Source organism: Opitutia bacterium ISCC 52, from assembly GCA_014529675.2.
Taxonomy (GTDB): domain Bacteria; phylum Verrucomicrobiota; class Verrucomicrobiia; order Opitutales; family UBA2995; genus UBA2995.
The window spans coordinates 4,031,896-4,056,573 of record CP076040.1; the positions used below are offsets into that span (position 1 = coordinate 4,031,896).

At 49.3% G+C, this 24,678-nt stretch carries 26 protein-coding genes; 13 read left to right on the forward strand and 13 right to left on the reverse strand.

Annotated elements, in window-relative coordinates; translation table 11 throughout:
• Positions 1-9: 9 nt before the first annotated feature.
• The 8 genes from GA003_17165 to GA003_17200 form a co-directional block, all read right to left on the reverse strand.
• Complete coding sequence (locus tag GA003_17165; protein QXD27721.1) at positions 10-339, reverse strand: hypothetical protein; 330 nt, start codon at positions 337-339, stop codon at positions 10-12.
• Positions 284-1,228 (reverse strand): glycosyltransferase, encoded by a 945-nt coding sequence (locus GA003_17170; GenBank protein ID QXD27722.1) that lies wholly within the window; start codon positions 1,226-1,228, stop codon positions 284-286. The genes GA003_17165 and GA003_17170 overlap by 56 nt, the downstream gene beginning before the upstream one ends.
• A 125-nt stretch (positions 1,229-1,353) precedes the next feature.
• The gene (gene nadB / locus GA003_17175; GenBank protein QXD27723.1) at positions 1,354-2,961 is read right to left on the reverse strand and encodes an L-aspartate oxidase; all 1,608 of its coding nucleotides are present in this window, start codon (positions 2,959-2,961) and stop codon (positions 1,354-1,356) included.
• Between the two features lie 45 nt (positions 2,962-3,006).
• On the reverse strand, positions 3,007-3,849 hold the full coding sequence (panC, locus tag GA003_17180; GenBank protein QXD27724.1) for a pantoate--beta-alanine ligase: 843 nt from the start codon (positions 3,847-3,849) through the stop codon (positions 3,007-3,009).
• A gap of 62 nt (positions 3,850-3,911) precedes the next feature.
• Entirely contained in the window at positions 3,912-4,544 is a 633-nt protein-coding gene (locus tag GA003_17185) for a PqiC family protein (protein QXD27725.1), read from the reverse strand.
• A 17-nt stretch (positions 4,545-4,561) separates the two neighbouring features.
• Positions 4,562-5,575: an MCE family protein gene (locus GA003_17190; protein ID QXD27726.1), complete on the reverse strand. Its 1,014-nt coding sequence runs from the start codon at positions 5,573-5,575 to the stop codon at positions 4,562-4,564.
• Positions 5,576-5,660: 85 nt separating this feature from the next.
• Positions 5,661-6,434: an ATP-binding cassette domain-containing protein gene (locus GA003_17195; GenBank protein QXD27727.1), complete on the reverse strand. Its 774-nt coding sequence runs from the start codon at positions 6,432-6,434 to the stop codon at positions 5,661-5,663.
• A gap of 5 nt (positions 6,435-6,439) precedes the next feature.
• Complete coding sequence (locus GA003_17200; protein QXD27728.1) at positions 6,440-7,582, reverse strand: ABC transporter permease; 1,143 nt, start codon at positions 7,580-7,582, stop codon at positions 6,440-6,442.
• 345 nt (positions 7,583-7,927) lie between these two features.
• Between GA003_17200 and GA003_17205 the strand changes: the two genes are divergently transcribed.
• From GA003_17205 to GA003_17215, 3 genes are read left to right on the forward strand one after another with little or no spacing between them, the layout of a single operon-like run.
• Positions 7,928-8,587, forward strand: coding sequence for an HAD family hydrolase (locus GA003_17205; GenBank protein ID QXD27729.1), 660 nt, complete (start codon positions 7,928-7,930; stop codon positions 8,585-8,587).
• A gap of 54 nt (positions 8,588-8,641) precedes the next feature.
• On the forward strand, positions 8,642-10,810 hold the full coding sequence (locus GA003_17210) for an ATP-dependent RecD-like DNA helicase (GenBank protein QXD27730.1): 2,169 nt from the start codon (positions 8,642-8,644) through the stop codon (positions 10,808-10,810).
• 40 nt (positions 10,811-10,850) lie between these two features.
• Positions 10,851-11,192, forward strand: coding sequence for a hypothetical protein (locus tag GA003_17215; GenBank protein ID QXD27731.1), 342 nt, complete (start codon positions 10,851-10,853; stop codon positions 11,190-11,192).
• Between the two features lie 441 nt (positions 11,193-11,633).
• On the opposite strand, the gene GA003_17220 is transcribed toward GA003_17215, so the two are convergent.
• On the reverse strand, positions 11,634-13,184 hold the full coding sequence (locus GA003_17220) for a sulfatase (protein ID QXD27732.1): 1,551 nt from the start codon (positions 13,182-13,184) through the stop codon (positions 11,634-11,636).
• A 103-nt stretch (positions 13,185-13,287) separates the two neighbouring features.
• Here GA003_17220 and GA003_17225 point away from each other — a divergent pair, with 103 nt between their 5' ends.
• Positions 13,288-13,887, forward strand: a complete 600-nt coding sequence (locus tag GA003_17225; protein ID QXD27733.1) for a nucleoside deaminase — start codon at positions 13,288-13,290, stop codon at positions 13,885-13,887.
• A 21-nt stretch (positions 13,888-13,908) separates the two neighbouring features.
• Entirely contained in the window at positions 13,909-15,048 is a 1,140-nt protein-coding gene (locus GA003_17230; GenBank protein ID QXD27734.1) for a CIA30 family protein, read from the forward strand.
• Positions 15,049-15,188: 140 nt separating this feature from the next.
• Here GA003_17230 and GA003_17235 read toward each other — a convergent pair whose 3' ends face one another.
• The gene (locus GA003_17235) at positions 15,189-15,449 is read right to left on the reverse strand and encodes a hypothetical protein (protein ID QXD27735.1); all 261 of its coding nucleotides are present in this window, start codon (positions 15,447-15,449) and stop codon (positions 15,189-15,191) included.
• Between the two features lie 21 nt (positions 15,450-15,470).
• Between GA003_17235 and GA003_17240 the strand changes: the two genes are divergently transcribed.
• Positions 15,471-16,529 (forward strand): hypothetical protein, encoded by a 1,059-nt coding sequence (locus GA003_17240; protein QXD27736.1) that lies wholly within the window; start codon positions 15,471-15,473, stop codon positions 16,527-16,529.
• On the opposite strand, the gene GA003_17245 is transcribed toward GA003_17240, so the two are convergent.
• A complete protein-coding gene (locus GA003_17245) occupies positions 16,522-17,295 on the reverse strand; it encodes a hypothetical protein (GenBank protein ID QXD27737.1) in 774 nt (257 codons plus the stop codon). The two genes, GA003_17240 and GA003_17245, sit on opposite strands and share 8 nt — an antisense overlap.
• 71 nt (positions 17,296-17,366) lie before the next feature.
• On the opposite strand from GA003_17245, the gene GA003_17250 reads away from it, so the two are divergent.
• Positions 17,367-18,077: a hypothetical protein gene (locus GA003_17250; GenBank protein ID QXD27738.1), complete on the forward strand. Its 711-nt coding sequence runs from the start codon at positions 17,367-17,369 to the stop codon at positions 18,075-18,077.
• Positions 18,078-18,094: 17 nt separating this feature from the next.
• Positions 18,095-19,624 (forward strand): arylsulfatase, encoded by a 1,530-nt coding sequence (locus GA003_17255; protein ID QXD27739.1) that lies wholly within the window; start codon positions 18,095-18,097, stop codon positions 19,622-19,624.
• A 41-nt stretch (positions 19,625-19,665) separates the two neighbouring features.
• On the opposite strand, the gene GA003_17260 is transcribed toward GA003_17255, so the two are convergent.
• Both GA003_17260 and GA003_17265 read right to left on the reverse strand, forming a co-directional pair.
• Positions 19,666-21,126 carry an arylsulfatase gene (locus GA003_17260; GenBank protein ID QXD27740.1) on the reverse strand — a complete coding sequence of 487 codons (1,461 nt, stop codon included), beginning with the start codon at positions 21,124-21,126 and terminating at the stop codon, positions 19,666-19,668.
• A gap of 51 nt (positions 21,127-21,177) precedes the next feature.
• On the reverse strand, positions 21,178-21,786 hold the full coding sequence (locus GA003_17265) for a DUF1080 domain-containing protein (protein QXD27741.1): 609 nt from the start codon (positions 21,784-21,786) through the stop codon (positions 21,178-21,180).
• Between the two features lie 81 nt (positions 21,787-21,867).
• Between GA003_17265 and GA003_17270 the strand changes: the two genes are divergently transcribed.
• From GA003_17270 to GA003_17290, 5 genes are all read left to right on the forward strand, one after another.
• Positions 21,868-22,713 carry a lysophospholipase gene (locus GA003_17270; GenBank protein ID QXD27742.1) on the forward strand — a complete coding sequence of 282 codons (846 nt, stop codon included), beginning with the start codon at positions 21,868-21,870 and terminating at the stop codon, positions 22,711-22,713.
• A gap of 49 nt (positions 22,714-22,762) precedes the next feature.
• A complete protein-coding gene (locus GA003_17275; protein ID QXD27743.1) occupies positions 22,763-23,095 on the forward strand; it encodes a DUF3817 domain-containing protein in 333 nt (110 codons plus the stop codon).
• 129 nt (positions 23,096-23,224) lie between these two features.
• On the forward strand, positions 23,225-23,452 hold the full coding sequence (locus tag GA003_17280; protein ID QXD27744.1) for a hypothetical protein: 228 nt from the start codon (positions 23,225-23,227) through the stop codon (positions 23,450-23,452).
• Between the two features lie 156 nt (positions 23,453-23,608).
• Complete coding sequence (locus tag GA003_17285; protein ID QXD30471.1) at positions 23,609-23,839, forward strand: hypothetical protein; 231 nt, start codon at positions 23,609-23,611, stop codon at positions 23,837-23,839.
• Positions 23,836-24,642, forward strand: a complete 807-nt coding sequence (locus GA003_17290) for a TatD family hydrolase (protein QXD27745.1) — start codon at positions 23,836-23,838, stop codon at positions 24,640-24,642. The genes GA003_17285 and GA003_17290 overlap by 4 nt, the downstream gene beginning before the upstream one ends.
• Positions 24,643-24,678: the final 36 nt, after the last annotated feature.

Consider the following 24,678-nt stretch of genomic DNA (forward strand, 5'->3'; position numbering starts at 1 on the left):
AGCCAAAATTCAGAAGATATTCAATTCAGGGATTGGAACGACAAACTTGCCTCCCCATTCCCGGATATGGCTCATCTGCTCGGAAATTTCTTCTTTGAGATTCCAGGGTAAAATAAACACATAGTCGGGTTTGGTTTCCGCAATTTTGTCGGGACTAAATACCGGAATGCACATGCCTGGTGTAAGCTTTCCAGCTTTGGCCGGACTCCGGTCCACGGTGTAAGCCATGTCTTCGGTTCGAATGCCACAGTAGTTGAGCATCGTGTTTCCCATTTTGAAGTACTCATTTCTCATGGGTTGATTCAGTCTTGGGAGATTTAAAAAACAGACGAAGCGCATTCTTTATATCCAGCCAATATTGCTTGCGACCACTTAAGCGCTGGCGCCTTGTCAATGAATACCAGAGACAGAACATTCGATCGGACCAGGGAATGGGTATCGTAAATATACTCCGAACGTTCTCCCAGGTCATTTTCCAGTAGGGAAATCGAATTTTATCTCCGATGTCTACGGGCCGCCAGATCTTGTCGTAAGCGTAAAATTGTTGCCCGGAATCTTTCCATGAACTTTGTTCGTGGTAGCGACGCTCAAATAAATATTCGGGGTGCAAATAGAACTTTCCATAGAGTGCCAACTGACCTTCGAGCGTCGTGTCCGAACAAATCCACTGCGCCATTTTACACGTCTTTCGAAGCACATCCGATCGAATGACACCGTATACTTGTAATGTAGAATGCGTTCCAAATACAGCATCACGAAACCGAAGATGTGGACGGTCAGATTCATGCTCCATCTCAGGCTCCTCATACCGATGGTATAAACTCCCATCGCCCTTTATTGCGTCGTTGTTGGGCCAACAACAAACATAGTCAGGGCGTTCCTCCAATGCTTCAACGCAAGCCTCTAAGAAGCGTGGTCGGATGCGGTCATCGTAGGCCGCCCAATTGAAATACTTTCCACGGGACAAATCGAAGGTGTTGTTAAAATTCCAAGGCCCACCGCGATTTTCTTCATACCGTATATAGCGAATGCGTGAGTCCTTTTTGGCATACTCCTCACAAATAGATTGGGTCGCATCCGTACTCGCATTGTCAGATATCACTACCTCGAAATCTGTGAATGTCTGGTTGAGAATCGAATCCAGGGACTCTCTCAGATACTTTTCCCCATTGTACAGAGGCAATCCAACAGATACCATTGGATCGGAAGTGGAGGATGAATCAGACATTAGCTATTAAGATGGGATAAAGGGGGAAATCCAGAGGACATCTGCATTCCGAACAAAATTTTGAATTGGTTAGCCTATATTTTAATATATTTTTGTAATCTGAAACGACCATCAAGGGCACTAAGTCAGTCGGAAAGAGTGGTATTGGTATTATAGAGCTCAGCACTCTTCTCAGGAAAATCCAAAGTGTAGTGCAATCCACGGCTCTCCTTTCGATTCAAAGCACAGCGGACAACCAGATCACTCACCAAAGCTAGATTGCGCAGCTCCAGCAGCTGAGGCTCTACTTTGAAGTTCCAATAATAATCGTTAATTTCATTGGAGAGTAATTCGATACGCTTCTTGGCACGCTGCAGTCGTTTAGTGGTTCGCACGATACCCACATAATCCCACATCGCTTTACGCAGTTCGTCCCAGTTGTGCGTAATGACCACGCGTTCGTCCGGGTCGCTCATTTCGCCATCAATCCAATCCGGCAGATCAGGTGTGCTCATCTCCGTATCTCCCAAGAATTGATTCACGGCATCAGCTCCATTGTGAGCCATAACCAGCGCTTCCAGGAGTGAGTTACTCGCCAGACGGTTCGCCCCATGCAATCCGGTACAGGCTACCTCACCACAGGCATAAAGCCCTGGCAACCCGGTTTCCGCATTCAGATTTGTCACAACGCCACCGCATAGATAATGAGCTGCGGGAACCACCGGTATCCAATCTTTGGATATGTTTATCCCCTGATCTAAGCAGGCGTTAAAAATGGAAGGAAACCGTTCTTTGAGATAGGCCTCATCCTTTGCCGTAATATCCAACCACAGGTGAGTTGAACCGCTCTTCTTCATTTCCTCGTCAATAGCCCGAGCGACAATATCCCGCGGAGCCAGCTCCGCCCGCTCATCGTATTCGTCCATGAATCGTTCGCCTTCGAGATTTCGAAGAAGCGCACCTTCTCCCCGAACCGCTTCGCTGATTAGAAATCGTTTAGGAGATTCACTATAAAGGGTCGTCGGATGAAATTGGATAAACTCCATGTTCTGAACCGGCACGCCGGCGCGATAGGCCATGGCAATTCCATCGCCGGTCGCAATGGAGGGGTTAGTGGTAAAGGGGTAAACATGCCCTGCCCCACCCGATGCCAGAAGCACGGCATTTGCAGCCAGCGTTCTTATGCCACCTGTCAAAACATCGAGCACATACACTCCGAGAACTCGATCTTCCGAAATATCCGCATCCTCTGCAACCTGGTGCAGCTTCTTTGCAGTAATCAGATCAATCACAAACCCATGTTCAAAAGTGGTGATATTCGGATGTAAATTTACCGAGCTGACCAAAGCCGTTTCGATGGCCTTTCCAGTCATGTCAGCTACATGAAGAATCCTTCGCTCGGAATGCCCGCCTTCCTTTCCCAGGGAATAGGACTCCGCATTCTCCCGGCTAAACTCGAGTCCGATTTCAATGAGCTCCTGTACGCACTTGGGCCCTTCTTCAATGATCCTTCGAACGACCGACTCATCACAAAGCCCATCTCCCGCGATTAGCGTGTCCTTCACATGGAGATCGAAATCGTCGGTGGCGGACGTCACGACTGCAATACCACCCTGTGCGTAGTTGGTGTTCGATTCGGCCTGATGCTTTTTTGTGACGATGGCCACCTTATGACCAGACTCGGCGGACTTTAATGCAAAGCTCAATCCCGCAATGCCACTACCTATAACCAAGATGTCAAAACGCTCAGCCATCTGCTCGGGGGAAAAAGTGATAAGAGAAAGCTATCGGACCAGGCATTATAGGATAACATTATCAATCATGCGCACCTCATCGACCCAAACGGCGGTTGCAATGAAGGTCTCTCCCGGAATGACTTCTCGCACAGGTGCCATGGTATCACGATGCACGATGGCGACATAGATGATGCGAATGCGTCTTCGCCGGCTAAGAATATGAATCACCTCAGCTGATATTCGATCGGGATTGTGGATGCCATTTTCTACCATCGATTTCCCTGCGGCCAACGCTTCATAGACACCTGCGGCATCTATAGCCTGTTGAGGAGAAAACCATTCGTTTCGCGCATCAACGGCCAGACCTGATTCTTCACGTACGGTAGGGTATACTTCGATTCGAGTTTCAAAGTGAAGGTCTCGGATCATCCGCCGGATACCAGCTACCTTCTGGGCATCTTTTTGCCCAAAGAAGATGACATCGGGCCGAAATAAATTCAAATACTTGGCGATGACTGTGAGCACGCCAGGAAAATAATGAGCCCGTGATTGCCCACATAGATCATAGGTCACTTGGTCTTCCCCAATGAAGGTTGAGTAGTCATTGGGAAAAAGCTCTTCGGTTTGCGGACAGTAAACCCAATCCACGCCCAGTTCCTTACACACTTCCAGATCGGCCTGTTTGTGTCGCGGATAACGCTCGTATTTCTCGTGAAGGCTAAATTCCTTGGGGTTTACAAAGATGCAAACGACCAGGGTATCCAACTCAGTTCGGGCAGTTTCGATCAATCGCCTGTGTCCTGCATGCAAAGCACCCCCTGTCGAAACGAGACCTAGCGTTTTGCCGGGAACTCGGATTTGATCCTTCAGTTTTGAAAGCTCAGCAATTGATGAGAAGGTTTCCATGACTTGAATGTGTTTCAGTGAATACCGCAGACTGAAAAATTGCACCAAAATTCATCGCAGACTCATTGACCGACGACTACTTCTAAATCTTTGGCGATGAGACGTCCTAGATCAGCAAGGCCTTTGGAGAGGCCTCTAGCCAAGCGGGAGTAATCACCTTTCTTCCAAGCAAGCTGGCTGCCCGTGTAGTGTCCTTGCTTGGCAATCGTTGCATCACGAGTGGATTGAATCGTCCAGGTCGCCTCTAAAAGCAATTCGGCACTGGGAGACTCCTGCCCCTCGAAGGATTCAATATTCAAACGAACGACCCACTCCGGATTCGAGTGGTCTGGCCATGGCAGACTATGCACTTCCATCCCCATCGACGCTTGCCTTTCAATATTCATACTGAGCAATCGCTGCAGACTGTCAGAAGGTCGCTCCGCCCAGAGATGCCTGGCCGTGTAGCGGAGTTCATTATCGCCTGTTCTCACTACAATCTCACGTCGATCGAGGTAGCTTGGAACTTCAATGCCATCCAAACCTACAATGATCGGTTCGACCGACTGCTCACTTTGGATAGGAGATACATCCACCGGTTCCAAGGTGTAGTATAAAGCCGGTTGAGTGTCCCCTTCGCCGAGGCTGAGACACCCGCTGTTGAAGAGTAGCAATAGGCCGCTAAGCTGAGAAATAAAAATGACGGATAGCTTCATGGATAAGTAGGCTCAAATTAGTCGACGGATGATTGCCGCCCAGTTAGCAAAGCGCTGGGGTTTCGCTCCAGATAGTGGATCAAACTCCTCATGGATTCTGCGGCTTCGGACAAGTTGACGAGGGCATCGTCGAGATTGGTGCGCACGCTGGACTGAGGCCTCACCATGACGTGAAGGGAAGTTGTCGTCATCTCAAGACTCTCCAAGGTCTTCGTTAATTGCTGAAGCGCATTCTGTAATTCGCCGGCCGTGGGCTCGATCGTCGAACGCAATTCTCCCGCAAGTCCTTTATATTGCGCTAAAGTGCCCTCCAACTCCTGAATCAACAGTGGGATTTCTGGCATCTCCGCCAGTTTCTGGAAGGAGACCGCAGTCGTCTGCAAGGTCTCGGATAAACTCCCTAGGTCGGCGCCTTGAACCTCGGTATTCACATTTTCCAGGAGTTCAATCAGCCTTAAGGATATACCTTGGAAATCTACGGTACTGAAACGTTTGATGAAATCAGAGACGTTGTCGGAGATCTCGGCCAAGGCTCCCTTGAAATTGGGAATCTCATACAAATCAGAAAACTGGCTATAGTATTCAGCTCGATACTGATCGGGGTCCACAATATCCAGCTCCACATACATCAAGCCTGTGATCAAACTCGCGGTGGCCAGACGCGCTCGCAGTCCATCATCGATGTAGCTACGCAAATCATCCGGATCCGTTAAATCAATCAGATCTCCAAACGTTTCCTTAAATCGCTTAGCCTCCACTTCGTAAATGACGGGAATACGGCTGGATACTCCTTCCCCGTCCGTTTCTCCTAAGAAAATCTTAAGCTCCGTCACCTGGCCGATCTTTACGCCGCGAAATTTTACCGCGGCACCGATCTCCAATCCACTGACCGTTTCGTCAAAATAAGTTACGAAGCTATAACTGGATCGGCCAAATGCAGCCTGTCCAAGAAAGATGAGGCCTACGACTGTAAACGCCAAGGCCCCCAGTACAAAGATTCCTACAACAGTGGCATTCGGTTTCGCACTCATGGTATTCGGAGGGAGGGATTATAGGACCTGTCAGCAAAGTGCAACTCTGGTTCCCTGAAGATTAAACTGGTTGGTATGTTATCCGTCATAAATTAGAAGTGGAAAAGCGGCCGCCCTTACGACTGAGAAATTCAGTTACCACTGGGTTGTCAGATTCTTCGAGTAAAGTTTTGGGATTACCTTGAGCGATGATGGTCTTCTTTTGCGGACTCAGCATCACCGCTTTGTCGGCGATGGCAAAAATACTGTCCAGCTCATGGGTCACTACAACCACCGTGGTATTAAATATATCACGAAGGCTCAGTATGAGATCATCCAGACGCTTGGAGCTCACGGGATCCAGGCCCGAGGATGGCTCGTCAAAAAACAAGACTTCAGGATCCAAGGCCATAGCTCGAGCCAGGCCTGCCCGTTTTCTCATACCTCCACTCAGCTCGGCTGGGTAAAACTTCTGGAATCCTTTAAGGCCTACCTGACTCAGCTTCATATCGACGATCTCACGAATCTGTCGACGTTTCAGGTTGGTGTATTCTTCAAGCGGAAAGGAGACATTCTCCTCCAGGGTCATTGAACTCCACAACGCACCCCCCTGGTAAAGCACGCCAAATTTCCGCAACAGAACTTTTTTCTCACGTTCCGAGCTAGCCGCAAAATCCTTGCCGCTGTAGAGCACCTGCCCGTCGGCAGGATCGCGCAAGCCAATCATATGTTTGAGCAAAGTACTCTTACCACAACCTGAACGCCCAATGATCACCAGAATTTCCCCCCGGTTTACTTTGAAGGAGACATCTTCCAACACCAGGTAATCACCATAGGCACAAACCAGGTCTTTCACTTCGATATGTGGAATATCAGACATGGCCGCTAAATCTTGTAGATGCTGTAAATCACAGCGAATAGGGAGTTGAAGATGATAATCAGCAACAGTGAGGTTACCACGGCTGAAGTAGTGGCACGCCCCACTCCCGTTGAACTGGTATCGCAATTCATACCACGCAAGCACCCAGCGTATGCGATGATCATGCCAAACGCTGAGGATTTTAGTAAGCCCGAACCGATATCGGTGGCAGTGATATTTAAAAAGATTTCCTGAATGTAAGTCTGAATAGGCATGTTTAGCTTAATCAGAGTCACGAGCATCCCACCTATAATTCCCAAGGCATTGGAGTAGATCACCATCAAGGGCGTCATAACGGACAACCCGATCACTCGAGGAAGCACCAGATAATCCACCGGTGGTACCCCCATCGTTTGAAGGGCATCTATTTCTTCAGCCACCTTCATGGATCCTATGGTGGAAGCGAACGCCGCGCCTGTTCGGCCAGCCAAGACGATCCCGGTCATAATCGGCCCCATCTCTCGCACCATTGCCAGGCCAACAAACGCCGGTGTATAATATTCAGACCCAAATTCCTCCAAGAGATCAGCCGCCTGAAAAGCCAAAGTCACTCCAATCAAAAAGCTGATCAACCCCACAATGGGTAGCGCCATCGGACCGGTATCCTGCATCGCCCGGAAACAATCCACCCATCGCATTCGGGCTCGTCCGACAAGCAGTCGAAAAAAGGAAATTACGATCTCTCCCAAAAAAGAGGCAATAGCACGACAGTCTGCCAAATATTGAATAGTGCCTTGACCCACTTCCTCCGCAAAGCCGGGCTCCCCTTCCGGATCCTTCGCTTCGGTGCGAGAATCCACAGCACTCTGGGTCTGCAGCATCAAACGCCCCAACCCATCGGGCAAGCAGTCGCAATTAAAACCAACCGACCGTTTATTGGCCCAATCACGAGCCTGGTTCAAAAATACCAGCAAGGAAGAATCCCAGTCCTCCAGGTTTTTCGTCTCTAGCAGGATCTCGTTGATGTCATCACGCAGGTCACCGCGCTTAACAAAGGCGTCAAAGGCGGGTGCCTTCCGATCGAGAACCCAGACGCCCATCAAACGAATGACAAGAGTGTCACCAGTCTCCTCCAGCTGTACCTGGCTGGCATACGGATAGTTGGACATGAAAGCGGATAAGGATAAGTTGCAGATCCACTGCCTAAACAGTTAACTCAATCGTTTCAAAAAATCTAGATGTGATGAAAAACAAGGCGCAGTTCGCAATCTTGCGACGGAGCGTAGATCCCTACGTGACCAAGCAGATTTCAGACTGCAACACAGTTGTTCGCACATGTTGATTTTACCTGACTAAAGTTGCTTTGGTGGTCCCTACCATTCTGAGGTTCCCCCAAATCAATATTTAATTTCATAACGAACTCTTGTTTAAAAACTAAATACTTAACTTTTGCCAGGGATTGAAGCGTTTGAGTTGATTTATTGGATGCAATAGGCAAACACTCCTGACCTGTAATGCAAAGCCTATTATTCGATCTCGACGGAACCCTCCTAGACCACTTTACCTGCCTCGCCCGCTGCTACGAACACGTGCTCGGCGAACTCGACCAACCCATCCCGTCGCGCGAAGAAATAAAGCGGGCCGTTGGAGGCTCGGTAGAATTAACCATGGCCAACTTCGTCCCAGGAGACATGCACCAGGAAGCCTGCGCCCGCTGGAAGGCTCATTTAGAAACGATTCTTTGCGAAGATGCCTATCTCATGCCTGGGGCGTTACCCCTCATTCAGACCCTGCACGCTCAGGGCAAACAGCTCGCGGTTTTCACTAATAAAGTGGGTCGGCTGTCCCGCACACTCTGCGATCACCTGCAAATTTCTCAATACATGGACGGCGTATTTGGCGCGGACGATACTCCCTACCGGAAACCCAACAAAGAATTTTCGGAGTATGTTCTGGAGAAACTCGGAGCCGATCCGGACACCACGGCCCTTATCGGTGACAGCCCTTTCGATATTCAGGCAGCCCATGTCGTCGGCATACCCGCCTATTGTGTCGCTACCGGCACACACAGCATCGAAGAACTGGAAGAAGCCAGGGTCGACGGCGCCTTTCCCGACCTTCCAGCCCTGGGAAAAACGCTCTTTGGCTTGGACCTCCTCCCTGAACTGGCCTAACTCAGGTTCTTTATCTTACTCTCATTCTAACTTCTCCCTCCTAACTTCTAGTTTATGCCCGAAACCATCCGCGGAGTCCTCGAAAGGATCATGTTCTCCAATGAGGAGAATCATTTCCTGATCGGCGACCTGCGTCCCGAGGACAAGAAGGCAACCATCACCGTCACCGGTGCTATGCCTGGGGTTCAGTGCGGAGAGACCTTAGAGGTCACGGGTGACTGGGTCGTAAATCCGAAATACGGTACACAGTTTAAGGTCACACACGTTAAATCTACCCTCCCCTCCACCGTTCATGGAATACGTAAGTATCTAGGCAGTGGCCTGGTACCGGGTATCGGGAAAGTTTACGCCAACAAAATCGTGGACCACTTTGGCGCTGAGACCCTGACCATCATTTCAGAGGAAAGCGCTCGCCTACGAGAGGTTGCCGGCATCGGTGCCGGTCGCGCCAAGTCGATCAAGGCCGCCTGGGAAGAACAGGCCGCCATTCGTGAGGTCATGTTATTTCTACAAACCTACGGAGTGACAGCCGCTCGTTGTGTCCGCCTGGTAAAACAATACGGCAATGAGGCCAAAACCGTCCTGGAGAACGAACCCTATCGAGTCGCGCGGGAGATCGACGGCATCGGCTTTAAGACGGCTGACCAGATTGCGCTCAATCTCGGATTCGGCAACGACAGTCCCAAACGGCTGGACGCTGGACTCCTGTTTAGCCTCCAAGAGTTGGAAAGCGATGGGCACACTTGCGTTCCAAGGCGCCTCTGGGTAGAACACGCCACCCAACTACTCGATACGGAAGAGGCCAATATTGAGGCACGGGTCAGCCATCTCGTAGAAAGCAAAGAAGTCATTTCAGTCGATGAAGAACATCGTATTCAGCTACCCAATTCCCACCGCGCAGAAACGACCATCGCTCAGGTAATCAGTCGTTCGTTGAAAGCGAACTCGGGTCTACCACCCATCAAAGTGGATGCCGCTATCGAATGGGCTCAAGACAAAGCTAGTTTCGGTTTTGCCGACGAACAAACACAGGCAATCAGGACCGGACTGAATGAAAAAGTTTCAATCATCACAGGTGGCCCTGGGACCGGGAAGACCACCATCTTGCGCGCCTTGGTCCAAATCATACGGGCCAAAAAGGTAGACATCATTCTGGCAGCCCCGACAGGCAGAGCAGCTCAGCGCATGTCACAAGCCACTGGCGGATTTGCCCAGACCATTCACCGGCTGCTCAAGTTTGAACCCCACAAAGGCAACTTTGCTCACAACGAATCGAATCCACTTAAGGCTGGTTTTGTTATCGTAGATGAGTCGAGCATGCTCGACGTCCGACTGGCCGCTGCCCTGCTTCGAGCTATCCCTCAAGCGGCCCACATAATTTTGGTAGGGGATGTAAACCAGCTGCCATCCGTCGGGGCCGGCAACGTGCTTAAGGATCTGATCGAGTCCGATGCGGTACCCACTACACGACTACAAAAGATTTTTCGGCAAAACGAAGAGAGCTCCATCATTACCACCGCCTACAATGTGCTGAACGGATCCAAGGGCACACCTTATCTACTCGATAGCACGGCCGAGCTAGGGGTGCAGTACGATCTGCAATTTATCAAGGCACCCGAAGCTGACGACTGCCTGAAAGCCATCGAATACCTCTGCAAACAATTCATTCCAAACAAACTGCGAAGAAACCCGCTTCGCGACACCCAAGTGCTAGCGCCCATGCATCGAGGTGTCGCAGGTATCAGCAATTTAAATACAAGTCTCCAGAAGACACTCAACACTCACAAGAACGGTTTCACTTTCGGCGCCTACAAATACTGTATCGGTGACAAGATTATCCAGAACCGCAACAATTACGACCTCAACATTTACAACGGCGACATCGGCACCATCGAAAGCATCGACTACGAGAACTCCACCCTTCAGGTGCAATTCGATTCCGACCAAGTAGAGATGACCCGTTCCGACCTACTCGACGTCAGCCTCGCCTACGCCATCAGCGTCCACAAATCCCAAGGCTCCGAATACCCCATCGTCATCATACCCTTGGTTAAAGGGCATTTCATGATGCTCCAACGCAACCTCCTCTACACCGCCCTTACTCGCGGCAAACAAAAGATCTTTATCGTCGGCGACCCCGTCGCCTACTTCATGGCCGTCAAAAACGCAGACCCCGCCAAACGCTTTACCGACCTCACTGAGAAGCTGCTGGAATCGATGTAGACTCGACTAACAAGCGATCATCATAGATGCTTCTGTAGTCATGACAGACAAGCGAATCAGTAAATGGGCCCCAGAAAAGCTACTGAAAACGGTTACCATCACTCTGATGTTTATTATAGCCGGCCCTGAAGTCTGGGTAGCCGTTGAATTTGTAACACTCATCGAACTTGTCGGGGTAATGACCTTTTGGACATCGATATGGGTAGGATTTAAGATGATGCCCATCTATAAACTATTCGATTCATGCATCCGCCTGCTGATGAAACTAGATCCTTACTTTTTTATCCCCGACAAAAACACGATTAGGCAAATGCCAAGCATGTTGGTGCATGCAGTTCCTTTCGCCGCAAGCTTTCTGATTCTTATGATGTGTGCTCCATAAGCTTTTAATCTGTTGATCCCCCTCACTCCTTGATAATATAGCATGGAAGCATTAAAAAAACCTCAAGCTAGTCTCACTATTCCTCGGAGGTCTAGTAGGTGGATTTGGCTTTCTTTTCGTTGGCCTGAAGTCACCGAAAACAATTGACGAGTTGAAGACCTTTGAAAAGCAGCTTTCGACTATTTACATCAGCTTCGCAAATTTCGATCGGGATGTACGAGATTCAAAAGCTTAAAGAGGGGGAAGAAAAAACCTGGCGGTATACATCACTTGATTCCTGTCGCATCCACATTCCCGATTCGAACGCGAAGTTCTTAAAACTTCACCTTATTGGAAAGAATCTAGAGACATTAGCTATTCTGGGAATGCCAAGAAAGATCGATATCGAGGAGCTCTCTCTTCATCTCAGAACAAGCGATGTGCAACTAAAAGTAGACTGATTCAATTCCAGGACTCGGCGATGACTTTTTGGAGATCGGGAAATGGTTCGTCGCTGTCAGCGTATTGTTCTTTGAGCCGCTTGAGCTCGTGTTTCAGCTCTTTTGTGACGGATTGATATCTGGACTGCCCATAGACGTTGTTCACTTCCTCGGGATCGTTCTTTAAGTCATAAAGCTCCCAGCCGGCCGGTGTTTGCTCATGGTCCGCACCGGTTGCTCCAAGCCCAAGTCCGTAATAAAAGATCAATTTGAAACGATCGGTGCGGACTCCGAAGTGGCCGGGAATATGGTGGCCCCTCAAGTGCATCCAATAGCGGTAATAAACCGACTCACGCCAACCCGCAGGAGCCTTACCTGTCTCAAGGATTTTGAAGAAGCTTTCACCCTGCATTGCGTTGGGAATGGGTAGCCCGACAAACTCAAGCAAAGTGGGAGCGAAATCGATATTGGCACACAGTACGTCTGTGGAACTTCCTGCTTGAATGCGACCAGGAAGTCGAGCGATGAACGGCATCCGAAAAGCCTCCTCGAAAATCCATCGCTTATCAAAGTAATCATGCTCCCCCAAGAACATGCCTTGGTCGGAAGTATAAACGACCAGAGTGTTTTCGGTGAGTCCCTGCTCGTCCAAATAATCGAGCACCCGCCCCACATTCTCATCCACTGCCTTCACACAACGCAGGTAGTCCTTGAGGTACTTTTGGTAAGCAGCCTTCGTTTGCTCCTTCTCCGACAAGCCTGTCATGTCGATCTGCGTGGTTGGCCAACGATCGGAGCTGACATCGTCGATCATGTTTCGGCGATCAGCCAGGCGATGCGAAATGGATGTCCCGTAGTTACGGCTCGCCTCGGAACGGTGACTATAGTCTTCCCACAGGCTATCGGGTTCCGGAATTTCGACGTCTTCCAGAAATCTCAAATGCCGCTTGGCTGGCTCCCACTTTCCATGAGGAGCTTTGTGATGCAGAAAGAGCGCAAAGGGTTTGTTCGCTGGCCGCTCGTCCAACCACTCCATTGCATAATCAGTGACTAGGTCGGTGTAGTAGCCATGGACTTTTTTGCCGCTTCCCCTGGTTTGGTATGGAGTTCCGATTTCGATAAAAGTAGGGTCATGATACTTCCCCTGACCTAGGCCCACCTTCCAATAATCAAATCCAAAGGGTTCCGTCTTTAAATGCCACTTGCCAATCAGTGCAGTTTCATAACCTCCGTTTTGTAAGAGCTCGGCCACATTGACCGCATCGGGAGGAATAGGATCAGCAAGTGTTTTGACTCCATTGATGTGACCGTATTGACCAGTTAGAATGCTTGCGCGGCTGGGCGTGCAGATCGCATTGACACAGTAGGTGCGATCCATCCGCATTCCCTCTTTTGCCAATCGATCAATATGGGGTGTTTTAAAAACAGAGGTCAGATGACTCCCATAAGCACTGATGGCATTGGTCGCATGATCATCCGACATGATGTACACGATATTGAGTGGTTGCGACTGAACCGCAGCGGCCAAGCCGAGCCATGTCGCACAAAGTAGAAGGAGCGTTTTATAATTCATAGGGTGCCTCTCAGTAAGCCTGCATAGAATGAACAATAGCAACTGCAAACCGGCTTGCTCGTTGGTCCATCCTCCCCCAGCCTACTTCTCTCATCTCAACTCTATGCAATTTTCTAACCAACAAATCGTCGAGCGACTCCTGTCTGTCATTGAGAACGACATTGTGCCTCTGACCCGGGACGGAGTATCCAAAGGAAACAAGATCTTTGGTGGCGCCATATTGCTGAAGAAAGATCTCTCGCTTGTTCTGGCTGGCACCAACAACGAGACTGCCAATCCGCTCTATCATGGAGAGATCCACACGATGGAGCTGCTCTATCAAATGCCGAAAGAAGAGCGCCCGGATCCGAAAGATTGTATTTTCTTTGCTACTCATGAGCCCTGCACGCTGTGCCTGTCGGCCATCACTTGGGGAGGCTATGACAATTTCTACTACCTCTTCAGTCACGAGGATTCACGGGATGATTTCCACATCGGTCATGATCTACGAATTCTCAAAGAAGTCTTCCGTCTAGATCCAGGTGGCTACGCTCGCCAAAACGATTACTGGACGGCCTACCGCATCGCGAACCTGATTGCTGATTTCGGAGAAACGCAACAAGATGGCTTCAACCAACGCATCGAAGGCTTGAAGAAAACCTATGCGGATCTTTCGGATGTATATCAGGCCAGAAAGGAAGACTCCGATATCCCTTTGAAATAAAATACCCAATCATAGCGACTCATGGCAAAAGCACTCGGTATCGGCGGCATATTTTTCAAAACAGAAGACCCGGCAGGATTGGCAGCCTGGTATCGCAAGTGGTTATCCTTTCCTGGAAGCGACGGCGACTATGTACCCTTCCCTCCTTCAGGCATTCCGGAGGGAGGATTTACGCTCTGGTCTCCCTTTGCGAAAGACAGTGAGTACTTTGGTATTCCCGATCAGACCTTTATGATCAACATCATGGTCGACGATCTGGATGAGGCGCTTAAACAAGTAGTCGAAGGCGGTGCACAAGCGGAAGAGAAAACGGAGGACTATCCTTACGGGAGATTCGGATGGTTTATCGATCCAGCTGGAAATCGTTCGAACTCTGGCAGGCACCCACTTCTAACGAATAAGATGCGCAGAACCATTCAGAACCACTTGCAACGACTCTCCCTGAGTCTGGTTTTGGGGTTCACCCTACTAGGGTTCGCTTGCTCAAAAAAGCCTACCTCGGTGACAGAGCTGTTTCCTGAAGTAGCATACGATGAACGCGCGCAGGCTAAGCAGTTCGCAATCAAAGCGACTGGCTCCAACCCGATGATCGACGATCTGGAAGACGGCGACCTCAACGGAATCAAAGCCGACGGTCGCAATTGGAGCTGGGCTCAATTCGACGACATGACCGATGGCATCCAGTATCTCACCATCGACCAGGAAAAGGAAGGTTCACGCCAAGGAAGCGTTCTCTATGTCAAAGGTGGCGGCTGGCAAAAGACAGGAGCAGGCGTCAGCGCCAATCTTGTCTACAAAACAACTCCCCGCAAGTATGGCTACTATGACGCCTCGGTTTTCTCAGGCATAGAGTTTTGGATCAAAGCCAAAGGCTTAAAACAACTCACCGTCTCAATTGGCACTCCGAAAACGACCTCTATCGATGATGGCGGAATTCGCCTCAACTCACCAACCGGTCATTTTGTACACCTCGTCTCCGCATCTGGAGAATGGGCTCAAGTTCGAATTCCATTTAGCGATTTTCGATTAAGTAACGGCAAGCAAACCTTGGCGTCAGATCCAAGCAGAATCAAAGGCATCCACTTTGGATTCAACACCACTACCGATTACGAGGCTTGGATTGATGACATCTCATTCTTCAAAGAAACAGGTAAAGATTAAGTCGTCCAAGAGATAAAACTGGGGCTTCAAGACGCATCGCAATCAGCCTTGCAAATGCTTTTAGCAAAGAGATGAATTAATATTCAGACTTCATCCGACATCTATATTCTAACCCAGAAACCATTTCTGAAGATCCCAATTTACGGTTTCATAGCCAACCTTGCTACCATTGGCTGACCATAGATGATAAACTCAACATCGATTTCGTCGGACGCTTTGAGCAACTTCAATCTGACTATGAAATCATTTGTGGAAAACTCGGCCTTCCAAAGTCGATGCTCCCAGTCATTAGAAAACGAGACAGGGCGCCCTACTCTAGTTTCTACAACGAAGAGACGCAACAGATCGTAGCAGATCGCAACCGAGTGGATATTGAACAATTCTCCTATGAATTTGAACACGATTAACCGTTGAAGGAAACTATGCCTATCCATTGGCTTCAAAATACCCTCAAGGCACGCCCCATTACCAGGAGGCTTTACTGCGCATTGCGAGACTGGAAGTTTAAAGTCTCCGACAGTCTTAAACTCAAAAAACTCGAGCGCCAATTCAGAGGTCACGAACTTCTGGTCGTAAAGTCCAGAGACTGCGGTTTCTTTTCCAATTTTTTTCAGGCAGTGGGAGGCATCCACCTCGCCCGGAAGAACAATCAACGGGTTGTGTTTCAGTTTGACAATGGACCTTACTTAGATCCGGAACGGCCTGAGGAGTCGTGGTGGTCCTACTATTTTCAACCCTCCAATCCCTCCACCTGGATTACAAACTTAGATAGCAGCTCTGAACAATCGGTTTATATAGTCGATGAAAAGGAGGACCTCAATCAAATGTCCAGAATGGGAGCCCGTTTTGAAAGACATGCGGCTCATCAAATCTTATCCGAATTCGTTCTCCAAAAAGCAGTGGCCGACGCAGTCCAGGCATTTAAGGAAACCCACCTTAGGAACCACTTTACAATCGGCCTTCATTACCGAGGAACGGACAAAGTCGAAGATGGATTGGAAGCCAACCGAGTGGGCTACAGTATGATTGATGAAACCCTCAATGCCATATCCGCTCAGGATATACCCTTTCGTCTATTTGTGGCTACCGATGAAGATCCCTTGATTCACCACTTGGATGGCAGAGAAACCTTCGAACTAGTCTACACCAACAGCCTGAGAAGCAGTAGCAACGAACCAGTCCATCTCAGCGCAAACCGACGATCCAAATATCAGCTTGGTTTCGATGCGTTGCTCGACGCCCTCTTACTCTCGCAGTGCGATTTCCTGCTCCGCACGGAGTCCAATTTATCCAAGTCCTGTAGGTTTTTCAACCCCACTCAGGAAAACATCAACCTGTCTACAGAATTCGCCTATTCGACTCCCGACTGGACCAAGCCAAAGACCCCAAACATAAAACGCATTCTCGGAAAAGTCGTCTCTGCCTATCAGCGCAAACAAGCTTTATCTAAAGAAGGAGTCGCGGGATCAGACTCTACTTAAAAAACACTTGCTTGCTGGTGTTCGAATCCGGTGCCCAAATCTTGATATTGTCCACATGCCCGATGTCATCGAAGGACCCAAAACCAATGAAGCCCTCCTCGAATGGCACGTCATCGGCGATCATGATAGGCGTCAGCATGTCCTCAAAGTATAGAGCGACCGTGCCCTTTTCTACATCCCGAACCAGGCGGATCTTCTTCCACTCCTCTATCCCCCAATCGACTCCGATCGTGCGAAAGTCAGTAATGGGTGTACGAGGTGATTCATTCACGACAAAGACATTGTGAGCATTGTTATCACCATGCTTGGCAACATGGATGTACATGTAGTGAGCCGGATCTTGGAATCCGAAGAAAAAACAATGATCTCGATGCGCATACCCCGGGGCCTCATCGGCATTTTCATATTCTTTCATGTACTCCTTGATCGGAGTTCCCTTGACCCCACTTTGCTGAATATCCACCTCCATGACAAAACTTCCGAAAGTCTTTCCTTTGATGAGCGCGATATTGTACGGTGAGCGGTGCGGGGGTTCATACTCGCTCTTCCCTTCGAGCGAGAGCACCTGGCTGCCTTGCACTTTTTCCAAGGCCCAAGCAGATGAATCTGTGATCATGAATTCCTTGAAAGACGACTTTTTGTCGAAGGACTGCTCATACTGAAGCGTATACCCTGCTGGCAAATCCGCAGGCTTGGCCATTGAGAGACTCAACAATGTGAAAAAAAGAGCTATAGAGGCAAGAAGTCGAATAATGGATATCTTCATAACAATAGAGTTCGAAGCCTAGGAATCAGATTCGAACATTGGCAATCGATTAACCGAATGCTTGCCAGAATATGAAACAAAAGCGACAAACAGCTATGCCTTTCTCTTTAAACCTAAGAACAATCCTGACCTGTTTGCTGATTTCGTCGATGAGTAGCCTGGCTGGATCACCAGCAAAAAAGGGAAAGTTGATTCTATCGAACCCCTTTGAAGGATCCCTGGAACGTCACGAGACCGTTGAGCTGAGCAACGGTTGGTCCCGGCGCGTTAGCTTCGGCATTTGGAACTTAGAGAAGGATGGCTCATTGACGGTGGAAAATGTTCCAGAACATGGCCATGGCCCAGTCCTCACTTTTATTGCCCCTATTCACGATATTATTATTGAGTGTGAATTCCAGATACCGGAGACTCCAGAAAAAGACCGACACTTTCGCATCTTCATCGACGAAGATGGCTACCGGGGACACAACATTCAATCCACGGCCAATGTCAGCTCCGTCTTTCGACCTGTAGGATTAACCTTACAACATCTTCGCAAGAATGATGACAAGGGTACACTGACAGATGCCGATTTCGGACCATTGAATTTAGACCTTCAACCAAACACATGGTACAAAATGCGACTGGAAGTCATGGGAGACCAGGCGAGAACCAACGTCGCTGGCAAGACAATCACAGCAACCCATCCTAACCTCACCGTTGTGAAAAATAAAATTGGGTTGAATCCCGGCATGGCTGGTGGCCGAATTCGTAACTTCAAAGCTTGGTCCGTAAAAAACTAGGACATAGATACTTTCATATGAGGAAATTGAGACATCGACTATTACTAATTGCCCATTGTTTGATTGCCGCAACTGGTATCCATGGGGCAGAACAACCCAACGTAATACTCATAGTAGCCGACGACATCGGCTTTGCTGACTTGGGCAGCTATGGATCTGAAATCCAAACTCCTAACCTCGACAAACTCGCCTACGGAGGGCTGCGATTCACAAATTTCTACAATATGTCCAAGTGTGAGACGACTCGCAGTGCACTCCACACGGGTCGCTTTTTGGAGGGGAAGAATATCCAAAACGCAGTCCCATTTTCCACGCTCATGGCGGACGCCGGCTATTACACCGCTATGGTCGGGAAGGAGCACTTTCGGACTTGGGTGCCTGCTCGCTGTTTTGCTGTTAATGCCTTCGAAGACTCATTCGTTTTCTGGAAGATTAATTCCTTCTTTGTTCGGCCTGAAACCGGAAAGTTCGAGTATCCGTTCAGACTAAACGGTATTCCCATTGCCCCTGAAGATATGGATGTTCGTCAACAGCCGCTCTTCAAAACCGATGTCATGACTAACTACGCTTTGAGTTTCATCGATAAAGCTTACGACCAAAAGAAACCGTTCCTTTTATATCTACCCTACCACGTTGCTCACTATCCACTACAGGCACGCCCAGAAGACATCGCCAAATACCGAGGCAAGTATAAGGTTGGTTGGGACCAAATTCGCGAACAACGATTTCAACGCCAAAAGGAACTCGGAGTTATTCCCCCAGATGCAACGCTCAGCCCGCCAGAAGGAAACATTAACAAGTTTCGCGGACCCTACCGGGACAATATCTACAAGTACCGTCCCTGGGACACGCTCGACGAAGCAGAACAGGACGAGCTCGACTTGGAACAAGCCGTTTTTGCTGCCATGATCGATCGCATGGACCAAAACATAGGTCGCATTCTTGATAAACTGGATGACCTCAAACAACGGGACAATACACTCATCATGTTCTTCACCGACAATGGTTCCTGTCCCTATGATTCAAATGCCGATTTTAGCATCCCTCCGGGTCCGGCCGAAGGCTATCGCACGTTGTCCGCCGCGTGGGCCCTGGTTGGCGACACGCCCTTTCGTTATTATAAACAATACGGCCACGAAGGTGGAGCCCACACTCACTTCATCGCCAATTGGCCTGACACCATTGAACCCGGACTCAACCATAACGTCGCCCATCTGACTGACATTTATCCTACAATGCTGGAGCTCGCCGGTACCGAATACCCGGACTCATTCGAAGACAACCCTACTCCAATACTCGATGGAGAATCGTTGATACCTCTTTTCCAAGGAGAATCCAGGGAGGAACCTGACATCATCATTTCCGGCTTTGGTGACCTATTTCGAATGGTTCGCGTAGGCGATTGGAAGATCGTCAAAGCTAATGGAGAGGCCTGGGAACTTTATAACCTGAAGGACGATCCCACAGAGTTAAATAACCTGGCCGCCACACAACCTGCAAAGCTCTTGGAACTCGTTAAGGCCTACGAAGACTACAGGGAGAAGTAATCTCGGCTTACCAAACTTCCCCGACCAAGGAGTGGATTCCCTTACCGCGAACGATTATTCGAAATCAGCTGTAAACCTTCCAACTCAAGCTGAGTTGCCTTGTCCGGGTTTTTAGAAGCGAGATCGTTCGTTTCACCAAGATCATCCTTGAGATTGAACAATGCCCAGGGCCGTTCGAAGCGTTTTCCACTCGGTTTCTCACGGCCACCTGATCCGTTACCAAGGATCAGTTTCCAGTCTCCATCGCGTATAGCGAACATGGCTCCTCCAGAATGATGAATCACCGGAGCCCGCTTGAATTGTTTATCGTTCCCCAGCATCAGTGGAAGAAAGCTAAAACTATCCTGGGCCGCTTCTTTGGGATCGGGCAGTTCCGCACCAACCACATCAGCTACCGTGGCGAACAAGTCCGTATGCGTAATGGTTCGTCCGGTTTCGGATCCAGCTTTAACTTTGCCAGGCCAACGAACAAAAAACGGAACGCGATGGCCGGCTTCCCAGATATCGGCCTTGGTTCCACGCAGCGCTCCGTTGGCAGTGTGATTTCCTTCGTAGTAGGCCTGTATCGTCGCATCGGATACGTGATCGGCATCATTCGGATCTCTTTGGCGATACATAAAGGATCCATTGTCACTGGTATACATCACAATCGTATCTTCAAAGATGCCGGCCTCATCCACCGCATTTAAAATTTGGCCCACTGTCCAATCGACCTGTACGACAAAGTCTCCATAAGGGCCGAGCTTGGTAATGCCATGAAAGCGGGGATGCGGGAGTACAGGTTTGTGAGGTGCTGTGAGTGGGAAGTAGAGAAAAAATGGGTCATCCGTTTTTGCCTGTTCGTGGATGTACTCTGCAGCTCGCTCGGTCAATTCGTCGAGGCAATCGACAGGTGAGAAATCAGAACCGAGCTCACCTGCACGAAGAAAAACCGGGAACTTGGATCCTGGGTGGTTGCGATTGGGGATACCCGTTATTTCATGATTTTCCACATAGACATACGGAGGAAAATCGAGCGAGGCCGTGATAACCAAGCTGTAGTCGAAGCCAACATCGTTAGGAGAATAATCAACCGGTTTGGTCCAGTCCCATTCTCCATCAGTCTTTTGAAATCCAAGGCCCAAATGCCACTTACCCACGATGCCGGTTTCGTACCCATTTCCTTGTAGAAACGAGGCTACCGTTTGACGGTCCGTTTCGATGATGGGTCGACCGTAACCATTGAGCACCCCTCGTGTGAGTGGGCTGCGCCAGCAGTAACGCCCAGTCATGACTCCATAGCGTGTAGGCGTGCAAACTGCAGAGGGCGAGTGGGCATTGGAGAACGTCATGCCTTCATTCGCCAGGCGATTGAGATGGGGTGTGGAGATAGTTGAATTCTCGTTGAGTGCCTGGACGTCACCATAGCCCATATCGTCGGCCATAATGAAGATGATGTTCGGTTTCGAAGCGAAGAGCTGCGATGAGATGAAAAAGGAGAAAAGAATGAAGACGTGTTTCATTGGGTGAAGAAGTATCTGAAAATGAAGGAAATCAAGTAAGAGGCCAGAATTCTATAGCTCCTCAATCATGATATCTTTGTACCAGGCTTCAGTAGGAGGACCGCTATGGATCTGAACGGCAATGATTCCTTCGGCTGAGATTTCGTTATCAGGCTCATTCCAATCAACCGTCTTGATACCATTGAGCCAAAGCTGAACGTGGCGACCTTCGCAACGAATGACATAGGTATTCCACCCATCGAAGTTGATGTGTTCGGACAACTTGTCCATGTCCGGTCCCGTGAGAATCTTGCGCCGGCGGGACTCATCGTAAAGAGCTCCCCAGTACTTACCACCCATGTCAGCCTGGTATCCGATCACTTCATGGTGATTGGGGATTCGTTCGGTACGAAACTGAACACCGGCATTGGCTTTCTCTCCGACTAGCTTGAATTTCAGCCGCAGTTCAAAGTCACCATAGCTCTTTTTAGTGCTGAGAAACTGGTTCTTAGGAATGGGTGTTTGCAGGTTACCTCCTACAATTGCTCCCTCTTCGATGCGGAACGACTCCATGGGACCTTCCCAACCTTTGAAGTTCTTTCCGTTAAACAAAGAAACCGGTTTGGCACTGAGTAGTGGTGCAAGGGCGATAATGAGACTTAGGGTAATGAAGAATTTCATACCGCAGCCTAGGACGATTGATTCATGATTGCCCAGCCCAGAGTGTATCGATTTTCTCAAAAAGAAATTAGATAAGGTCCCATGCATAAGAAACTAGCCCTACTCATACTTCTGATTCTTCCAATCGCACAGGCTCAGGCTTTTGAAGAGAAAAATGTCCAAGTGACCAAAGAAGTCCCAGGTAAATTAGTCATGCCGTCCAATAAATCGGCAGAAGCTGCAGTTCTGATTTTTCATGGATTCAACGACCACATGGATGGTGTGGGAAACTTGCAGGAGCAACTGGCCCACGCATTGGCCAAAGAAGGCATCGCCAGCCTGCGCATCAATTTTCGTGGTGAAGGTGAGAGGAACAACAATATCATTACCGCCACTCGAGAGTCGCGTGTTGAAGACGCAACCAACGCTTTCCATTACCTAAAAAAGGCTTATCCATATGCGAAGATAGGCGTCACCGGATGGAGTCTTGGCGGAAGCACCACTATACTCTTGATCGGCGAACACCCAGACTGGGCACAATCGGTGGTCGTCTGGTCCAGCGGTGGCAGTAACTCGCGCGACCAATTGGGAGCCGCCCGGGACAAAACTAGAAACGAGACCCTCAAGAAAGTTCTTTCAGAGGGTCGAGCCGAAATGGAAACCTGGACCACCATCACCTATACACGAGAGAACTATATCAGCTGGCTGGGTTTTGAATGGGAAGATTACTTACCCAATTACAAAGGGGCCTTCCTGGGGATTCGCGGCTCCGAAGACTTTCTCCCCCTCTATGAACCAGAGTGGGTAAAGGCTCTTTCGGGCAAACCAAGAGCTTACCATGTACTTGGTGGGGCCGATCACATTTTCAACGTACTCGATCCAGCAAACAGTCAAGGTGATGAAGTCGTCGCCCTGACTGTCGACTGGTTCAAGAAAACCTTGAAGTAGAAGCCCCCCGACTCATTAATGCACCTACAACTCCGCACCACTTTCCACCATGTCTGACAATAACAAGGCACTAAACCGATTTCGAAAAACCGCATTCTGGGAAGGGGTGTCCTTTCTGCTACTACTCGGGATCGCAATGCCAATCAAATATGGCTTGGGAAATCCTTACCCCGTGAAGGTTATCGGAATGGCCCACGGAGTTCTCTTCATCGCCTACGTTATATTCCTCATAATGGCCGCTATGGAATACGATTGGCCTCTTAAGAAGTCAGTCATCGCCTTCTTAGCATCCTTGGTTCCATTCGGACCCTTCATATTCGACAAGCGACTGGAGCGGGAGTCCGCCGAGGGGGCACTAACGGACGCCCCAGTCGAAAACTAATATTCAATTAGTCAAAATCCAGGGTAGCTCATGTCATAGGCAGACGGAGGCTCCCTTACCTGATAGGTGGTTTGCAGATAGGTGACCAGGTCGATTGAAATGATCTGCGAATTGAACACACTCACGGGTATGATAGAACAAAAGGAAGAAAATCCACCAAGTTGGACGGATGGACTTAAAGCTCATCCCTGGATCACCGGCATCTTCATATTTTGCGTCTTTCTTTGGACCGGGCTTGCCTTCATTTTCCTGCCAGAAGACTGGTCGAACATCCGAAAGATCGCCGCCGGAATCATCTGGGGCCTATTTTGCGCAGGCATCGTCACCGCCACGCGTACCGTGGGGAATTCTGATTAGAGGCCATCGCCTCCAGATCAAAGGTCTCCATTGGTTTCCGCAATTGGATATGGATTTTGGCTCGCATCCGCTTTCAAGGCCTCCACACTGAAAACCCTATCAGTATTCCCCATGTTAACTCCCAAGGAAAAACAGAATTCGGTTGAGCTCTATTTTATGGAGTCTCGAGCTAAACTTATCGATATCGCGGCATTCATGGATCGTGTCGAACGCGATGGCTTAACCGACGACTTTCGATATCAGGCCTTTTTAGACGCCCTGAAAGAACTTCACTCGGAAAAGCGAGCTGAGAGCGTACTGCTCTCTCTAAGCGATCCCACCGAAGAACCAATCCCTGCAGCTACTACCAAGGCCGCCTGCGGCGCATGGCCTGAAAAACCACAATGAGATATATAGAACCTCATGCTCACATGGTGAGCCGGACCACAGATGACTACCAGGCCATGGTTGTGGCCGGATGCAAAGCAGTCTGCGAGCCAGCCTTCTGGGCTGGATTCGATCGAAGCTCAGTCAATGGTTTCTACGACTACTTTTGTCAGCTCACCGATTACGAACCCAAACGCGCCGCCAAATTCGGCCTGCCTCACTTTTCTTGGCTCTGCATTAATCCCAAGGAAGCCGAGGATCTGGTGCTTGCTCGTGAAGTGATCGCTATGATTCCCGAATTTCTGGGCCGCGAAAACGTTCTCGGCATTGGAGAAATCGGTTTAAATAAGAATAGCCGGAACGAGCACACCATTTTAGAAGAACACGTTAATCTGGCTGCCGAAAACAACCAGTTGATTCTGGTTCACACTCCGCATTTGGAGGACAAGCACAAGGGCACCAAGCTTATCGTAGATCTCATCAAAAATGATTCGCGCATCGATCCAGGCCGCGTGCTGATAGACCACGTGGAAGAACACACGGTGAAGTACGTGATAGATGCCGGCATGTGGGGAGGACTCACACTTTATCCAGAGTCCAAATGCACCTCTCCGAGGGCCATCGATATTTTAGAAGCCTATGGCGCTGATCGCCTATGGATGAACTCGGCCTGTGACTGGGGCGTAAGTGTGCCCCTCGCTGTTCCCTATGCGGCTCAGGAAATGCGCCGCCGTGGATATGATGACGATACGCTAGACAAGGTATTCTTCCAAAATCCCGTGAAGTTCCTCAGCCAGTGTGAAAAGTTCACGGTGCGTGGTTGACTTATACGACACGGAAACGGCTTGTCCTGAGGTGAT

What these genes read in the sequence shown, in the direction of transcription:
- GA003_17165 (QXD27721.1), bottom strand. Translation starts at nt 339, where the DNA reads ATGCGCTTCGTCTGTTTTTTAAATCTCCCAAGACTGAATCAACCCATG.
- GA003_17170 (QXD27722.1), bottom strand. Translation starts at nt 1,228, where the DNA reads ATGTCTGATTCATCCTCCACTTCCGATCCAATGGTATCTGTTGGATTG.
- nadB (QXD27723.1), bottom strand. Translation starts at nt 2,961, where the DNA reads ATGGCTGAGCGTTTTGACATCTTGGTTATAGGTAGTGGCATTGCGGGA.
- panC (QXD27724.1), bottom strand. Translation starts at nt 3,849, where the DNA reads ATGGAAACCTTCTCATCAATTGCTGAGCTTTCAAAACTGAAGGATCAA.
- GA003_17185 (QXD27725.1), bottom strand. Translation starts at nt 4,544, where the DNA reads ATGAAGCTATCCGTCATTTTTATTTCTCAGCTTAGCGGCCTATTGCTA.
- GA003_17190 (QXD27726.1), bottom strand. Translation starts at nt 5,575, where the DNA reads ATGAGTGCGAAACCGAATGCCACTGTTGTAGGAATCTTTGTACTGGGG.
- GA003_17195 (QXD27727.1), bottom strand. Translation starts at nt 6,434, where the DNA reads ATGTCTGATATTCCACATATCGAAGTGAAAGACCTGGTTTGTGCCTAT.
- GA003_17200 (QXD27728.1), bottom strand. Translation starts at nt 7,582, where the DNA reads ATGTCCAACTATCCGTATGCCAGCCAGGTACAGCTGGAGGAGACTGGT.
- GA003_17205 (QXD27729.1), top strand. Translation starts at nt 7,928, where the DNA reads ATGCAAAGCCTATTATTCGATCTCGACGGAACCCTCCTAGACCACTTT.
- GA003_17210 (QXD27730.1), top strand. Translation starts at nt 8,642, where the DNA reads ATGCCCGAAACCATCCGCGGAGTCCTCGAAAGGATCATGTTCTCCAAT.
- GA003_17215 (QXD27731.1), top strand. Translation starts at nt 10,851, where the DNA reads ATGACAGACAAGCGAATCAGTAAATGGGCCCCAGAAAAGCTACTGAAA.
- GA003_17220 (QXD27732.1), bottom strand. Translation starts at nt 13,184, where the DNA reads ATGAATTATAAAACGCTCCTTCTACTTTGTGCGACATGGCTCGGCTTG.
- GA003_17225 (QXD27733.1), top strand. Translation starts at nt 13,288, where the DNA reads ATGCAATTTTCTAACCAACAAATCGTCGAGCGACTCCTGTCTGTCATT.
- GA003_17230 (QXD27734.1), top strand. Translation starts at nt 13,909, where the DNA reads ATGGCAAAAGCACTCGGTATCGGCGGCATATTTTTCAAAACAGAAGAC.
- GA003_17240 (QXD27736.1), top strand. Translation starts at nt 15,471, where the DNA reads ATGCCTATCCATTGGCTTCAAAATACCCTCAAGGCACGCCCCATTACC.
- GA003_17245 (QXD27737.1), bottom strand. Translation starts at nt 17,295, where the DNA reads ATGAAGATATCCATTATTCGACTTCTTGCCTCTATAGCTCTTTTTTTC.
- GA003_17250 (QXD27738.1), top strand. Translation starts at nt 17,367, where the DNA reads ATGAAACAAAAGCGACAAACAGCTATGCCTTTCTCTTTAAACCTAAGA.
- GA003_17255 (QXD27739.1), top strand. Translation starts at nt 18,095, where the DNA reads ATGAGGAAATTGAGACATCGACTATTACTAATTGCCCATTGTTTGATT.
- GA003_17260 (QXD27740.1), bottom strand. Translation starts at nt 21,126, where the DNA reads ATGAAACACGTCTTCATTCTTTTCTCCTTTTTCATCTCATCGCAGCTC.
- GA003_17265 (QXD27741.1), bottom strand. Translation starts at nt 21,786, where the DNA reads ATGAAATTCTTCATTACCCTAAGTCTCATTATCGCCCTTGCACCACTA.
- GA003_17270 (QXD27742.1), top strand. Translation starts at nt 21,868, where the DNA reads ATGCATAAGAAACTAGCCCTACTCATACTTCTGATTCTTCCAATCGCA.
- GA003_17275 (QXD27743.1), top strand. Translation starts at nt 22,763, where the DNA reads ATGTCTGACAATAACAAGGCACTAAACCGATTTCGAAAAACCGCATTC.
- GA003_17280 (QXD27744.1), top strand. Translation starts at nt 23,225, where the DNA reads ATGATAGAACAAAAGGAAGAAAATCCACCAAGTTGGACGGATGGACTT.
- GA003_17285 (QXD30471.1), top strand. Translation starts at nt 23,609, where the DNA reads ATGGAGTCTCGAGCTAAACTTATCGATATCGCGGCATTCATGGATCGT.
- GA003_17290 (QXD27745.1), top strand. Translation starts at nt 23,836, where the DNA reads ATGAGATATATAGAACCTCATGCTCACATGGTGAGCCGGACCACAGAT.